Annotated in this window: 15 protein-coding genes; 10 read left to right on the plus strand and 5 right to left on the minus strand. The window is 35.1% G+C overall.

Features of this window, described 5'->3' with window-relative positions:
- Window positions 1-4 precede the first annotated feature (4 nt).
- Genes AC1DVP_RS03820 through AC1DVP_RS03830 form a run of 3 tightly spaced genes read left to right on the plus strand, consistent with a single transcriptional unit; the run spans window position 5 to window position 2284 of the window.
- Window positions 5-1579, plus strand: coding sequence for a S41 family peptidase (locus AC1DVP_RS03820; protein ID WP_477182228.1), 1575 nt, complete (start codon window positions 5-7; stop codon window positions 1577-1579).
- Between the two features lie 18 nt (window positions 1580-1597).
- Entirely contained in the window at window positions 1598-1963 is a 366-nt protein-coding gene (locus tag AC1DVP_RS03825) for a nuclear transport factor 2 family protein (RefSeq protein ID WP_477182229.1), read from the plus strand.
- A 9-nt stretch (window positions 1964-1972) separates the two neighbouring features.
- The gene (locus AC1DVP_RS03830) at window positions 1973-2284 is read left to right on the plus strand and encodes a hypothetical protein (RefSeq protein WP_477182230.1); all 312 of its coding nucleotides are present in this window, start codon (window positions 1973-1975) and stop codon (window positions 2282-2284) included.
- Between the two features lie 7 nt (window positions 2285-2291).
- Here the strand turns inward: AC1DVP_RS03830 and AC1DVP_RS03835 are convergent, their stop codons facing one another.
- From AC1DVP_RS03835 to AC1DVP_RS03845, 3 genes are all read right to left on the minus strand, one after another.
- On the minus strand, window positions 2292-2897 hold the full coding sequence (locus AC1DVP_RS03835) for an FAD-dependent oxidoreductase (RefSeq protein WP_477182231.1): 606 nt from the start codon (window positions 2895-2897) through the stop codon (window positions 2292-2294).
- A 2-nt stretch (window positions 2898-2899) separates the two neighbouring features.
- Window positions 2900-3103 (minus strand): hypothetical protein, encoded by a 204-nt coding sequence (locus AC1DVP_RS03840; protein WP_115811113.1) that lies wholly within the window; start codon window positions 3101-3103, stop codon window positions 2900-2902.
- 116 nt (window positions 3104-3219) lie between these two features.
- Window positions 3220-3795, minus strand: a complete 576-nt coding sequence (locus AC1DVP_RS03845; protein WP_477182513.1) for a MarC family protein — start codon at window positions 3793-3795, stop codon at window positions 3220-3222.
- 261 nt (window positions 3796-4056) lie between these two features.
- Between AC1DVP_RS03845 and AC1DVP_RS03850 the strand changes: the two genes are divergently transcribed.
- From AC1DVP_RS03850 to AC1DVP_RS03865, 4 genes are all read left to right on the plus strand, one after another.
- A complete protein-coding gene (locus AC1DVP_RS03850) occupies window positions 4057-4629 on the plus strand; it encodes a DUF3109 family protein (protein ID WP_477182232.1) in 573 nt (190 codons plus the stop codon).
- Between the two features lie 259 nt (window positions 4630-4888).
- On the plus strand, window positions 4889-5869 hold the full coding sequence (locus AC1DVP_RS03855) for a ribonucleotide-diphosphate reductase subunit beta (protein ID WP_477182233.1): 981 nt from the start codon (window positions 4889-4891) through the stop codon (window positions 5867-5869).
- A 282-nt stretch (window positions 5870-6151) separates the two neighbouring features.
- Window positions 6152-8575 (plus strand): ribonucleoside-diphosphate reductase subunit alpha, encoded by a 2424-nt coding sequence (locus tag AC1DVP_RS03860; protein ID WP_477182234.1) that lies wholly within the window; start codon window positions 6152-6154, stop codon window positions 8573-8575.
- A 309-nt stretch (window positions 8576-8884) separates the two neighbouring features.
- Entirely contained in the window at window positions 8885-9283 is a 399-nt protein-coding gene (locus tag AC1DVP_RS03865; protein ID WP_477182235.1) for a YybH family protein, read from the plus strand.
- A gap of 28 nt (window positions 9284-9311) precedes the next feature.
- Here the strand turns inward: AC1DVP_RS03865 and AC1DVP_RS03870 are convergent, their stop codons facing one another.
- Window positions 9312-11060, minus strand: coding sequence for an ABC transporter ATP-binding protein (locus AC1DVP_RS03870; RefSeq protein WP_477182236.1), 1749 nt, complete (start codon window positions 11058-11060; stop codon window positions 9312-9314).
- Window positions 11061-11181: 121 nt separating this feature from the next.
- Between AC1DVP_RS03870 and AC1DVP_RS03875 the strand changes: the two genes are divergently transcribed.
- From AC1DVP_RS03875 to AC1DVP_RS03885, 3 genes are all read left to right on the plus strand, one after another.
- The gene (locus AC1DVP_RS03875) at window positions 11182-11469 is read left to right on the plus strand and encodes an ArsR/SmtB family transcription factor (RefSeq protein ID WP_477182237.1); all 288 of its coding nucleotides are present in this window, start codon (window positions 11182-11184) and stop codon (window positions 11467-11469) included.
- Between the two features lie 74 nt (window positions 11470-11543).
- Window positions 11544-12293 (plus strand): SDR family oxidoreductase, encoded by a 750-nt coding sequence (locus AC1DVP_RS03880; RefSeq protein ID WP_477182238.1) that lies wholly within the window; start codon window positions 11544-11546, stop codon window positions 12291-12293.
- A gap of 260 nt (window positions 12294-12553) precedes the next feature.
- The gene (locus tag AC1DVP_RS03885; protein ID WP_477182239.1) at window positions 12554-13033 is read left to right on the plus strand and encodes an RDD family protein; all 480 of its coding nucleotides are present in this window, start codon (window positions 12554-12556) and stop codon (window positions 13031-13033) included.
- 83 nt (window positions 13034-13116) lie between these two features.
- Here AC1DVP_RS03885 and metE read toward each other — a convergent pair whose 3' ends face one another.
- Window positions 13117-15441, minus strand: coding sequence for a 5-methyltetrahydropteroyltriglutamate--homocysteine S-methyltransferase (gene metE / locus AC1DVP_RS03890; protein ID WP_477182240.1), 2325 nt, complete (start codon window positions 15439-15441; stop codon window positions 13117-13119).
- Window positions 15442-15567: the final 126 nt, after the last annotated feature.

Raw genomic sequence — 15567 nt, forward strand, 5'->3', positions numbered from 1 at the left:
CAAAATGAAATTTGATAATAAGTATTTACCCATATTGATTGGAGGCATTTTTGCCTTAGGAATTTTTATTGGCAGTTTGTCTGGCTCGCCATCATCTAAATCTTTTATTGCTAAACAAAACACCAAAGAAAAACTTAACAAGCTGATTGATTTCATCGATAATGAATATGTTGATGATGTGAATACAGATTCAATAGTGAGTCTTACTGTTGATAATATTTTGGCAAAATTGGATCCCCATTCTGTGTATATTCCTGCAAAGCAACAAGCAGAAATAGCTGAGACTATGAAAGGAGATTTTGTGGGAATTGGAATTAATTTTTATATGTTTAAAGATTCTGTTGCTGTTATAGCTCCCGTAAAAAATGGTCCTTCGGCCAAAGCGGGTATCATGGCGGGAGATCGTATTCTGTTTGCCGATAAAACTAAATTATTTGGACGGAAATTGCCAAATGATAGTTTGTTTGCTACTTTAAAAGGAGAAGTAGGCTCTCATATTGAATTGACAGTTTACCGTAAATCAGAACATAAAAAAATGAAAATTAACATCAAGCGTGATGTGATTCCACTGAAAAGTGTCGATGTTGCTTTGCGGTTGAATGCAACTACAGGCTATATCAAGATAAATCGTTTTGCCGAGACTACGTATGCTGAATTTATAAAAGCTCTGGCCAGCTTAAAAAAGCAAGGAGTAAAATCTCTCGTAATTGATGTTCGCGATAATGGTGGAGGATATATGGAAGAAGCAATTGCTATAGCTGATGAATTTTTGAAAGACAAAACACTGATTGTTTTTACCAAAAGCACTAAAGAACCAACTGAAAAAATGTATGCTACTGAAAAAGGCAGTTTCGAAACGGGCAATATATTTGTTTTAATTAATGAAAATAGTGCTTCGGCCAGTGAAATTTTAGCAGGAGCAATACAGGATAATGATCGAGGGACTATTGTAGGAAGACGCTCTTTTGGTAAAGGATTGGTGCAGCGGGAAATGGATTTTAATGATGGTTCGGCGGTTAGACTTACAATTGCCAGATACTATACTCCATCAGGAAGATCAATCCAAAAACCATACTCTAAAGGAAATGAGGAATATTTTAAAGAGTCAGATTCCCGTTTTTTACACGGAGAATTGTATAAAAAAGACAGTATAAAAGTGGTCGATTCGTTGAAGTTTAAGACTAAAAAAGGGAAAACTGTTTATGGTGGAGGCGGTATTGTTCCTGATGTTTTTGTGCCTTTGGAAGCAGAACATGGAACTGAAAATGTTTCCTATTTATTGCAGTCTGGAATTGTAGGCCATTTTGTTTTCGAACAATTGGATAAAAACAGAAATGCTTATGCAAAAATGTCTTTCGATCAATTTCAAACGAAAATCAATTCAACCGATTTGTATTTTAACGCTTTTCAAAAATATCTTGCTCAAAACGGGCTGGAGATTAATTTAGCTAATTATAAAGCTTTGGTAAAAAGATACGTTAATGCCGAATTTGCTAGACAATTGTATGGTGATGTTTATTATTATCAAATGATATTGAAAGAAGACGCTATGATTAAAGCAGTTTTGAATCAAAAATAATATTAAATCTTTACATTAATGGAGAAAACGATGATTGGCAATGCCGAGAATGAACTGTTATTAGCTATTAAAAATGCTGATATTTTAGTTTTGGAAAGATTGCTGCATGATGATTTGCTATTTAATTTGCCAAACGGGCAGACTGTGACAAAGGAAATAGATCTAAATGTGTATCGTTCTGGGAAAATGAAAATTGATTACCTTGAAACCTCTAATCAGCTTATCAATATTATTGGTGATTCAGCTGTTGTTTGTGTTAATGTTTTACTCAAAGGGAACTATGATAATTCGCCTTTAGATGGAATCTTTCGTTATATTAGAGTTTGGAAACAACTGGATGAAGGTTTAAAAGTGATTGCAGGAAGCTGTGCAGCAATTTTATAAGGGATAAATATGAAAAATACAATTCGATTTTCGGCAGTTTTAATGATGTTGTTTTTTGCAATTTCTTGTGCCTGTATGAAAGATAAAAATACAGTCTCAGGAAAAGTTGTGTCTGTTGAGTTTGGGAAAGACGGTTATACTGCTAAAATTAACACGGATAAAAACGAGATCTATTTTGCGTTAATTAGTATCGTGAATGTTGGCGGTCCTCACAATTACAAAAAGCTCAAAGAAGGAGAGGAAGTTTCGTTAAAAGGAGAAATCTGGAAAACCGAAAACGAAAATCACATCAAAGTAAAAGAGATTGTTTCGGTTAAATAAGATTGATTTATCGTATACTGTTATGTGAATGACTTTGTGTGCCTCCGTTCCATAAAGTAAGCAAATCGGTAGCGACAGCGGCACCGCTTCCTGCAGCAATCGCCAGCTGACTTCTCCATCCCGCAAGAGTTCCTATCACATAAATGCCGTCGGCTACTTTATGATCTGTATTTTTAAGCTGGATTCTTTGTTTTTCGGGTAAGGCTTTTTTGTGCGGTTCTACAAACTGCATCAATCCTTCAATAGCAAATGTATTAGCGGAACCTATACCGATGACAATATTTTGGGTTTGGTAGGTGTTTTTGTTGGTGATTACAGTAAATTTAGGATAGTGTCCTTCAATTTTTAAAACTTTTTCTTCGGGAATTTGTGAGATATGAGGGTAAATATTGGATAAATGATCAATGCTTTCGGTTAATAATTCAGATCCTAATTTTCCCGGAGGAATTCCATAGGCATTGTAGAAAAGTGCTTCCTGAAGTGCAGAAGTCTTTTGGTGGGTAAAGATCCCAATTTTCTTATTAGCAACAAACGCTTTTTTTTTGGCTGAGCCCAATACCATTGCACATGATATTCCTGAAACGCCTCCGCCTATAATCAATACATCAAACACAGTTATGCGTTATCGTTCATTTTTTCAACTATTTTTTTAGACATTCTAAAAATCAGAAGAATTAATACTGCACAAAATGAAGCGACTACACCAACAAGCGCGATTACACTATCTCCTTTAAACGGATTTTGAAAATCAATTAAGGTAATATTGAAAACAAGAAGCGAAACGGCTAAAAGCACTAAGATGTTAGTGAAAATTTTCATAATTTATATTTTTGTTTTTACCGGTAAAGTTTTATTCATAGACTATCTTAAAACGTTTAAATACAAGTAATCTTTACCAGAAAAGATTTTATGGGGTAAATTTATAATTTTTTTTTTTAGAGAAACAAACCTTTAACATTAGCGGCAAATAATTTAACAGCTATTGCCAAAAGGATTACGCCAAATGTCTTACGAATTACCCCAAGTCCGTTTTTACCTAGCATTTTTTCGATTTTTCTTGAAGATTTTAAAACAATATAAACTACTATAATGTTCAGTATAATGGCTATAATAATATTTATGGCATGATATTGTGATCTTAAAGAAAGCAAAGTGGTCATTGTGCCTGCACCCGCAATGAGCGGAAAAGCTAAAGGCACAATAGAGGCTGAGCTGGCTTCTTCATCCCGATAAAGATGGATTCCCAAAATCATTTCCAGAGCCAAAAAGAATAAAACCAAGGACCCTGCTACGGCAAAGGAGTGAACATCAATTCCTATCAGGTTCAGGAATTCTTCTCCTACAAACAGAAATAATATCATGATTGTGCCCGCAACTAAAGATGCTTTTTCTGATTCAACATGTCCATGTTTGGCTCTTAATCCAACAATAATGGGAATAGATCCTACTATGTCAATCACGGCAAAAAGTACCATTCCTACCGTTATTATCTCCTTCAGATTGAAATTCATCATAACACTAATTTTTTAATGAATAATTTATCTAAAATCATTTGGGTTCTCAAAAATACATAATTATTTTTCATTTTAAGAGTTTTATTGTTAAATCATCAGGGTTTTGCGGTTAATGTACAGTCGATAAATAGGTTGTTGTGAAGGGCAATACTCTTCGATTATTAAGTTTATGTAGGTAAAATAGTTGCAATGTGTTAATTTGATGTGTAAGTTTAAATGCGGATTTTTATTTCGTGAATCTTTGGTTACATTTGCAAAATGTTTCAGCTAGGAAAAACCATCGTCTCGGAGGATATACTCGAAAAAGAATTTGTTTGTAATTTGTCAGCCTGCAAAGGGGCTTGCTGTGTCGATGGCGATGCGGGTGCTCCATTAAGTTTGGCAGAAACAAAAATATTGGAGGAAATATATCCAAAAGTGAAGCCATTTTTAAGAAAACAGGGAATTGAGGCGATAGAAGCACAGGGAACTTGGGTAAATGGTATTGATGGTGATCTCGAAACGCCGTTAATTGACAATAAAGATTGTGCTTATGTCATTTTTGACGGGAAAACTGCGCTTTGCGGAATAGAACAAGCCTACAATCAAGGAATAATTGACTGGAAAAAACCTGTTTCCTGTCATTTGTATCCTATACGAGTTAAAGATTTTACCGAGTTTGCGGCTGTTAATTATGACAAATGGGATATTTGTGATGCAGCTTGTTCTTTAGGTCAAGAACTCGAAGTTCCGGTGTATAAATTTGTCAAAGAAGCTCTTGTACGCCGCTTTGGAAACGATTGGTATTTGGAACTTGAAAAAGTTGCCGAAGACTTGAAAAAAGGGTTGTGACAGTAACTCTGAAAGTCTTTAACTTTTTCTAGAATTCCGTTGTTTTGTGGGAGTTTAAGCTACTTTATTCATTTCAAAACTTTGAAAATCAATTATTTATAATTTGTAAGAAAAACATCAAGATTTCTATTTTTTGTTAAAAACTATGAAGTATTGTGAATAAGTTTGACTTTTAATAACCGCATTATTTCACAATCTTTGTAATTCGATTTTCGTATCAATTTTCAATAAAAAAATCAAAAATAAACAACAATATCTCATGTCTAAAATAGAACCAATTTTACAAGAAAATAAAAATCGTTTCGTAATTTTTCCAATTAAGCATCATGATATTTGGGAGAGATACAAAATGATGGAAGCTAGTTTTTGGACAGCCGAAGAAATTGATTTGTCACAAGACTTAAACGACTGGAATAATAAGTTGAGTGATGATGAACGTTATTTTATAAAACACATCTTGGCTTTTTTTGCGGCTTCAGATGGAATTGTAAATGAAAATCTTGCTGAGAATTTTGTGAATGAAGTGCAATATGCCGAAGCTAAATTTTTCTATGGTTTTCAAATCATGATGGAAAATATTCATAGCGAAACGTATTCTCTTTTGATTGATACTTATGTAAAAGACGAAAACGAAAAATCTGATTTGTTTAATGCTTTGGATGTTTTTCCAGCTATTAAAAAGAAAGCAGACTGGGCTTTAAAATGGATTGAGTCAGATTCTTTTGCAGAAAGGCTGATTGCTTTTGCAGCGGTAGAAGGAATTTTCTTTTCAGGAGCATTTTGTTCTATTTATTGGTTAAAGAAACGCGGACTAATGCCAGGTTTGACATTTTCAAATGAGCTGATTTCCCGTGACGAAGGTGTTCACTGTGATTTTGCAGTGCATTTGCATAATCATCATTTGGTAAATAAAGTGCCAAAAGAAAGAATAAGAAGCATTATTGTTGATGCTTTGAATATAGAAAGAGAATTTATCACCGAATCGCTTCCTGTGAGCTTGATCGGAATGAATGCTGGCTTAATGACTCAATATCTAGAATTTGTAGCCGACAGGCTATTGGTAGAATTGGGTTGTGACAGAGAATATAATGTTTCTAATCCATTCGATTTTATGGATATGATTTCACTACAAGGGAAAACTAATTTCTTCGAGAAAAAAGTTGCTGAATACCAAAAATCAGGCGTTAAAGTTACTGAAGGCGGTGATTCCCAAAAAATAAGCTTCGACGCTGATTTTTAAAATACAATTTTGATGTAAAATACGTTATAGTATTTGACGCAGTTAAAAAAATAATAAAAGAATAATTATAATTAAGTAGTTTTTAAGATCCCCAAATCTAAAAGCTAAGTTAATTCAGCCCCGTTATTTTCGGGACATACAACGGCGTTTTGTTTCATTTCATTATTTATGCGATGAAACGAAATATCGAAGTGTGTTATGGATTAACGCAGAGTAAAAAATGAATTATGAATTCCTACTGTTCGTAAGTCACAATTCATTCACTAAATAAATTTGATGAGTATGTACGTTGTAAAAAGAGATGGCCACAAAGAGCCTGTAATGTTTGACAAAATTACAGAGAGAATTAAAAAGTTATGTTATGGCTTGAACGAATTGGTTGATCCAGTTAAAGTTGCTATGCGTGTTATTGAAGGTTTGTATGATGGGGTTTCTACATCCGAACTGGATAATCTTGCTGCAGAAACTGCTGCATCTATGACAATTGCTCACCCAGATTATGCACAATTGGCTGCTCGTATTGCGATATCAAATCTACATTCAAACACCAAAAAATCATTCTCGGAAACGATGAATGAAATGTATCATTATATCAATCCAAGAACCAATCAAGAGTCGCCATTATTAGCCGAAGAGGTGCATAAAGTGATTATGGAAAATGCTGAGTTTTTGGATTCACATATCATTTACAATAGAGATTTTAATTACGATTATTTTGGTTTTAAAACGCTGGAACGTTCGTATTTATTAAAAATAAATGGAAAAATCGTTGAGCGTCCGCAACACATGTTAATGCGTGTTGCAGTAGGAATTCACCTTGACGATTTAAAATCGGTTTTGGAAACATATGACTTAATGTCTAAGAAGTACTTTACCCACGCAACTCCAACTTTGTTTAATGCGGGTACTCCAAAACCTCAAATGTCTTCCTGTTTCCTTTTGGCAATGCAGGATGACAGTATTGACGGTATTTATGATACTTTAAAACAAACGGCAAAAATCTCGCAATCAGCGGGAGGGGTGGGGCTTTCTATTCATAATGTTCGTGCAACGGGTTCTTATATTCGTGGTACAAACGGAACTTCCAATGGAATTGTGCCGATGTTAAGAGTTTTCAATGATACAGCTCGCTATGTAGATCAAGGAGGCGGAAAAAGAAAAGGAAGTTTTGCAATCTACATCGAAACTTGGCATGCAGATATCTTCGACTTCTTGGATTTGAAAAAGAATACAGGTAAAGAAGAAATGCGCGCCAGAGATTTGTTCTTCGCAATGTGGACTTCCGATTTATTCATGAAACGCGTTCAGGAAGATTCTACTTGGACTTTGATGTGTCCTAACGAATGTCCTGGTTTGTATGATGTGTATGGAGAAGAATTTGAGGCTTTATATACGGATTATGAATTTAGAGGAAAAGGCCGAAAAACGATCAAAGCACGTGAATTATGGGAGAAAATCCTTGAGTCGCAAATTGAGACAGGAACGCCTTATATGTTGTATAAAGATGCTGCCAACAGAAAATCAAATCAAAAAAATCTAGGTACGATTCGTTCTTCAAATTTATGTACCGAGATTATGGAATTCACTTCAAGTGATGAGGTGGCGGTTTGTAATTTGGCTTCTATTTCTTTACCAATGTTTATCGAGAATGGTGCTTTCAATCACCAATTATTATTTGATGTAACTAAACGCGTGACTCGTAACTTAAACAGAGTAATCGACAGAAACTACTATCCTGTAAAAGAAGCCGAAAACTCTAATATGCGTCACAGGCCAATCGGTCTTGGAGTTCAGGGACTTGCTGATGCTTTCATTATGCTGCGTTTGCCTTTTACAAGTGATGAAGCTAAAACATTAAACCAAGAAATATTCGAAACCCTATACTTTGCTGCCTGTACCGCATCTATGGAAATGGCAATCGAAGAAGGACCGTATTCTACTTTCAAAGGATCTCCAATGTCAAACGGAGAATTCCAGCACAATTTGTGGGGAATGAAAGACGAAGAATTGTCAGGAAGATGGGACTGGGCTTCGCTTAGAAAAGAAGTTGTTAAAAACGGAGTTCGTAACTCATTATTAGTTGCGCCAATGCCAACGGCTTCGACTTCTCAAATTTTGGGTAACAACGAAGCATTCGAGCCTTATACTTCAAATATTTATACAAGACGTGTATTGTCAGGCGAATTTATCGTAGTGAACAAACATTTATTACACGATTTAGTAAAATTAGGATTGTGGAATGACAGTTTGAAACAAGAAATAATGCGTCACAACGGATCAGTTCAAAACATTGACATAATTCCGCAGGATTTGAAAGAATTGTACAAAACCGTTTGGGAAATGTCCATGAAAGATATTATTGATATGTCTCGTCAAAGAGGCTATTTCGTAGATCAATCGCAATCGTTGAATTTGTTCATGCAGGACGCCAATTATTCTAAATTGACTTCAATGCACTTCTACGCTTGGCAGTCTGGATTGAAAACTGGAATGTACTACTTGAGAACCAAAGCTGCGGTAGATGCTATTAAATTCACATTAAACAATGATAAAAAAGAGGAAGTCATTCCTGAGTCTAAACCACAGCAAGCAAGAGTTCTTGAAGCAGTTGAGGTAGAAGCACAAATGACTCCTGATGAATATAGAGCAATGATTGAACTAGCTAAAAATGCTGGTCCAGATGATTGCGAAATGTGTGGGTCTTAATTGGGAAAATAGAATAAAGAAAATAGAATAAAGAGAACAGCTGTCAATTTCGATGGCTGTTTTTTTGGAGCTATTTCCCGCTTTTCGTTGCAAATGAAATTCACTGAACTCCTATGAGAATATGAATATAGTGAAGTAATCTTTTTATTTTTAAAGGAAAAATAAAAAGGATTTCCACTGCAATCAGGGCTATGGTTTTTGTCTTTAGAAGAATAGTTTTTGGTCTATTTTATATTGCATTCTCAAATAATTAAAAATGATATTTTAGATATTTTGTATTTATAAGTTATTAAACACATATTAAAAATAATGATTGAAAATTTAGACAGAACAAATCCATCAGATGCAGTAAAATATTTTAGAAACTGCATCCTTACAGGTGACTTAAGTGGAGCATTAAGTTGCTTTGATAAAGATGCTACTTATATTGAACGAGACGGGCAAGAAATAAAAGGGTTGGATAATATTAAAAAATCAATGGAACACCTTTGTACTTGGAAACCGGACATAAAAGGAAGTAAACAAAGGGTCACAATTGTTGGCGATCTAGCTGTTTGGGTAGATGCATGGACTTTAAAAGCGGTTATGCCTGACGGAAAGCCTATTGAAATGAATGGTGCAACGACTTGTATGATGAAAAAAAATGAAAATGGAATTTGGTTATGGCTGGTGGACAATCCATTTGCTGCTGAAGTATTTGAAAACTAAATTAATTTAAAATTGCAAAAAAAATCCGTTATTTTCTCTCCCCAATTTGTTGTCTCCACATTGCATAATACAAGCCTTTTTCATCCAATAAATCTTGGTGCTTACCTTGTTCGATGATTTGTCCTTGTTCCAAAACAAATATTTTGTCAGCGTGCATAATAGTAGATAAACGGTGAGCTATCAAAACTGTAATTTGATCTTGTTTAGAGGAAATACTGCGAATAGTTTTGGTGATTTCTTCTTCGGTGATCGAGTCCAATGCTGATGTGGCTTCGTCAAAAAGCAACAAATGCGGATTTCTAAGTAAAGCTCTGGCAATAGACAAACGCTGTTTTTCACCGCCTGATACTTTTATGCCTCCTTCACCTATAGTAGTGTTTATGCCGTTTTCGGCACGGTTTAATAAATTTTGACAAGCCGATTTTTGTAAAACATCATTAATTTCTTCGTCGGTAGCATTTGGTTTTACAAATAGCAAATTGTCTTTTATCGTTCCCGAAAACAATTGTGCATCTTGGGTTACAAAACCTAACTGCTGTCTTAATTCGGTAAGATCAATGTCTTTTGCGTTTTTTTCATTATAAAAAATAGCGCCTTCTGCGGGATTGTACAATCCGACCAGCATTTTGACCAAAGTCGTTTTACCGCTTCCTGATGGACCAACAAAAGCAATGGTTTCACCAGCTTTTGCATCAAAAGAAATGTTTTTTACGGCATAGGAACTGGCAGTTTGGTGTTTGAATGAAATATTATCAAAACGCAGATGATTAATCGAGCCAATTGTTTTAGGGTTTACTGGCGTTTCTTCGCTTTTGGAATTCATTAAATCAGCAAAATTATCCATTGAGGCTTTCGTTTCGTTGTAGGTCGCAATCACATTCCCAAGTTCCTGCAGCGGGTTAAACAAAAAGAATGAAAAGAACATTAAAGTAATCAAGTCTCCCGGTTTGATAATGTCATGAAAAATGAACATATAAAGTGCAAAAACCAAAGTAGTGCGCATAAAATGCACTGTTGTCCCCTGTATGAAACTCAGTGAACGTATAAATCTAACTTTTTTGAGTTCTAATCCAAGGATTCTAATGGTGGTAGCGTTAAGTCGGTTGACTTCCTGTTCGGTTAATCCCAAGCTTTTTACGAGCTCAATATTTCGCAAAGATTCTGTTGTGGCTCCCGCCAAAGCAGTAGTTTCTCCTAAAATTTCTCTGGAAACTTTCTTGATTCGTTTGCCTAAAAACGAACTAATGAAAGCAATTACAGGAACGGTTGCCAGAAATATCGGCCCCAACAGCCAATGAATACTTATGGCATAAACCACGACAAATACAATTCCGACTATCGATTGAAAAATTAATGAAATAGCTAGTGTGATAAATTTTTCGCAGTCAATTTTTACTTTCTGAAGTTTGCCTAGGGTTTCACCGCTTCGCTGGTCTTCAAAATCCTGAAAAGGCAATTGCAGTGCTTTCTGAATCCCGTCTGTGTACATTTGTGCACCAGTCCGCTGAATGATGATATTGGTAAAATAATCCTGGAAGTTTTTGGCAATTCTGGAAACCATCGCTGCGCCCAAAGACAATGCCAGCCAGCCCAAAACTGCTTTGGTAAAACTGAGCTGATTGTGATTAAAATTGGCAACGCCAACACCGCATTCGTTAAGCAGTTTACCAATAATTATGGAATCATATAAGGAGAAACACTGATTTATTGTGGCCAAAAGCAACGCTATGTATAAAAGCGTTTTATGTGTTTTGAGATACGAATATAATATTTTCATAGAGAATGTTTTTGAAGAAAATAATTCAAGCTGTAATTAGGCTTTGAAATATTGTTCGTGCAAATTTAGAAAATATATCGAAATATTTCGATATATTGAAAATATATTTTATCTTTGCCTCATGATTACAAGTTTAAGCATAAAACAAGTCGAAAAAATCTCAAAAGCTTTGGGTGATCCCTATCGTTTGAAGATTATGAAAATCGTCAGCAAAAGCGAAAGCTGTGTACAGTGCTGTGATGTTTCGGCTGAGTTTAATCTGGCTCAATCCACCATGTCACATCATATAAAACAATTAATCGAAGCCGATTTATTGATTGCAGATAAAGAAGGTCGAAATTTGAAATTTGTAGTTAACAAAGAGGTTTGTACTGCTTATGCAGACTATATCAGCAGTTTAGTGCTTTAGCTTTTTTTTAATTAAAAACATCGAAATATTTAGATATTTAAATACTTAAAACAATCAAATTATAATAAAAAATTATGAAAAAATTACACAACAAAGTAGCCGTAATTACAGGGGGTAACAGTGGAATAGGATTGGCAACAGCTAAATTATTTGCAGAACAAGGTGCTAAAGTGGCCATTACAGGCCGTAATAAAAAGACGATTGACGAAGCGGTTTTTGAGATTGGAAATGCCTCAATTGGTTTGGTAAGCGATGTTTCGGATATAAACAATATTGATACCACTTACGGGACTGTAAAAGATACTTTTGGTAAAATAGATGTTTTGGTAGTGAATGCCGGCGTATTTATTGCGGCGCCTTTAGCTGATTATACCGAAGAAATGTTTGACCAAACCAGCGACATTAACTTCAAAGGGGTTTTCTTTACGATTCAAAAATCTTTGCCACATCTAAATGACGGCGCTTCAATTATCATTACGGCATCTACAGTGGCTCACAAAGGGTTTGCGACAACGGCGGCTTATTCTGCTTCGAAAGCGGCGGTTCGTTCGCTGGCAAGAACGTTATCTGCCGAATTATTAGACAGAAATATTCGTGTGAATGTACTTTCTCCTGGTCCTATTGATACGCCAATATTTTCAAGAGGAGGTGCTTCCGAAGAAGAAGCCAACGGAACAAAGGCGTATTATGCTTCTGGAATTCCAGCCAAACGTTTGGGAACTTCAGAAGAAATGGCTGCAGGATTCCTTTATCTGGCTTCCGATGATTCTAAGTTTATGATAGGCGGTGAGCTGTTATTGGATGGAGGAGCAGCAACTTTGTAAATATTGATATATTTAAGATTATGAGCCTAGTAGATTTTAGATTTGCTAGGTTTTTTTATGTTTTAGAATTACGAATTGTTTGTTCAGCCAATTTGCTTACGTCTATGTCCAGCTATCTGTTGCACATCAAGTTCATAGGATTTTTATCAAATGATAATTTACTCAAAGAAATGAAAAATAATAATTATAAAATTAATTTATTAAATTTGAGATAGTTATGGTTTGTTGACTTGTTTTTATAGTATTAAAAAATACAGAATATGGAAAATCGAAAATTTATAGTTACAGATGATTTACTGGCTTCAAGAGGACAGCGTTTAGGCAATTTCGTCATTGATTTGGTAGTGCAATACATTATTTGGATTAGCGTAGGAACAACGATTGCAATATTTGCCGATATTGCCAACAGTTTTTATTTGAAGGCCTGGATCAATAATGTGAGTAAAGTAGAAAAAGGAATTTCTTTCACCGTTATTGTGGTTCTTTATTATTATTTGACAGAAATGTATTTTTCCCGTTCAATTGCAAAATTTTTGACAAAGACATTTGTGATTATGAAAGATGGCACCAAACCCAATTATAAAACAATTTTGAAGCGTACACTTTGCAGATTAATACCGTTTGAGGCTTTTTCTTTCTTAAGTGGCAACGCAGATGGATGGCATGATTCTATGTCCCAAACTTATGTAGTTAAAAAAGGTGAGTTTGAGAGAAAAAAGAGAATTATTATTCTGCCTTAAAAGTTTTTAATAGAATCTTTGTAAAAGAATTAATCCTAGTAAATTGTAAAATCTACTAGGATTTTTTAAGAGTAATATTGATATTAAACTGTCACAATATCTCCAACAGTGACACGCATTTTTTTAGCAGCATTTACCATTTCAATTAAGGCTTTTTTGGTTTCGTCCCAATGGCGTGTTTTTAAACCGCAATCAGGATTAACCCATAATTGATTAGCTGGAATCACTGATGCTGCTTTTTCTAACAAGTGAACCATTTCTTCGTTGGAAGGAACACGTGGCGAGTGAATGTCGTATACTCCGGGGCCAATTTCGTTTGGATATTTAAAATCAGCAAAAGCATCCAGTAATTCCATTTGCGAACGTGAACATTCGATAGTGATTACATCGGCATCCATATCGGCAATATTTTGAATGATATCGTTGAATTCGCTGTAGCACATGTGGGTGTGAATTTGTGTGTCATCTGCAACACCACTAGCGGAAATTCTAAAGGCTTTAATTGCCCAATCAAGGTAATTAGCCCATTCTTCTTTACGCAATGGCAGTCCTTCGCGAATCGCTGGTTCATCAATTTGGATGATTTTGATTCCCGCTTTTTCTAAATCAACAACTTCATCACGGATTGCCAAAGCAATTTGGGTGCAGGTTTCCGAACGTGGCTGATCGTTACGAACAAATGACCATTGCAAGATAGTTACTGGTCCGGTCAACATTCCTTTTACCCATTTTGGAGTCAATGATTGAGCAAATTCAGCCCATCTTACAGTCATAGGCGTTGGGCGGGAAACATCTCCATAAATAACAGGAGGTTTTACACAACGGCTGCCGTAGCTTTGTACCCAGCCATTTTTGGTAAAGGTAAATCCGTCCAATTGCTCACCAAAATATTCCACCATATCATTGCGCTCAAATTCTCCGTGAACTAAAACGTCGATTCCTGATTCTTCCTGAAAACGGATAGTTTCTTCTGTTTCTTTTTCAAGTAATGCATCGTATTCTGCTTGAGTTAATTCTCCTTTTTTGAATCTGGCTCTCCAGCTTCTTACTTCTGCTGTTTGCGGGAAAGAACCAATTGTTGTTGTTGGAAACAAAGGCAATTGCAAAGCTTCGGCTTGTTTTTGTCTTCGCGTGGCAAAAGTATTGTTTCTTTTGGAATCCGATTCAACAATAGAAGCAACTCTGTTTTTTACTTTTTCGTTATGAATTAATTTCGAAGTTTTACGGTTGTTATTTGCAATAATATTAGCTTCTAATTGAGTGGCATCAGCGACAGAAATATTTTCGGAAGCTAAGTTTTTTAACAAAGCAACTTCTTGAATTTTTTGTTTGGCAAAAGCCAGCCATTGTTTGATTTCAGGAGTTAATGTTGCATCATTAGTCTCTAAATCCAAATCACAAGGAGAGTGAATTAAAGAACAGGAAGGAGCAACTAGAATTCGGTTTTGTCCCAAAGCAGTAACTGCTTTTTCGATTAGAGTTAACGATTTTTTGAAATCATTTTTCCAGATGTTTCTTCCATCAACAACACCAAGAGAAAGGCTTACGTTAGATGCCAATTTTCCAGAATCTAAAATATCATCCAATTGAGAAGAACAACGCACTAAGTCTAAATGCAAAGTATTAACTGGTAAAGCCAAAACAGTCTCCAGATTTTCGCCAAAACAGTCAAAATAATTAGCTAAAATTATTTTCAAAGAAGGAAAGTTTTTGCTGATTTCATTGTAAGCATAAGTAATGGCGTTACGTTCTTTGTCTGTCAAATTCAAGGCTAAAAACGGCTCGTCTAACTGAATGTATTCTGCTCCTTCATTTTGTAATGCGTTTAGAATTTCAAAATATACAGGCAATAATTTTTTGATAAGATCGATTCTATGAAAACCATCTTCTTTTTCTTTTCCAAGCAATAAATATGAAACAGGTCCAATAAGTACGGGTTTTGTAATAATTCCAAGATTTTTAGCCTCTATAAATTCAGCTATTATTTTGGTCGAAAACAATTCAAATTTTTGGTTTTTGGTAAACTCAGGAACAATATAGTGGTAGTTAGTGTCAAACCATTTCGTCATTTCCATAGCCACAACATCTTGTCCGTCTTTTTGAGCGCCGCGAGCCATGGCAAAATACAAGTCAAGTGAGTTATTCGTTCTCGAAAATTCATGGTAACGCTCAGGAATTGCACCAAGTGTAAGAGTCAAATCCAGTACTTGATCATAAAGCGAAAAGTCATTTGACGGAATCAAATCAATTCCGTTTTCGGCTTGCAATTGCCAATTTTCTTTCCTGATTGCTGAGCCAGCAGCCAATAAATTTTCTGCCGAAATTTTTCCAGCCCAGTATAACTCATTGGCTTTTTTTAATTCTCTGTTGCTGCCAATTCTTGGGTAACCTAAATTATTTGTTTTCATTTTTATCAGTATTTATTACTGAACAAAGTTATTGTATTAGAAAATTAAACTTAAATTAGCATCTTATTTCAGTTAAATGAATTGAATTCATATGGTTTTTTAGTAATTAGTTTTGAACTAAACTAT

This window comes from Flavobacterium sp. P3_A6, from assembly GCF_056403035.1.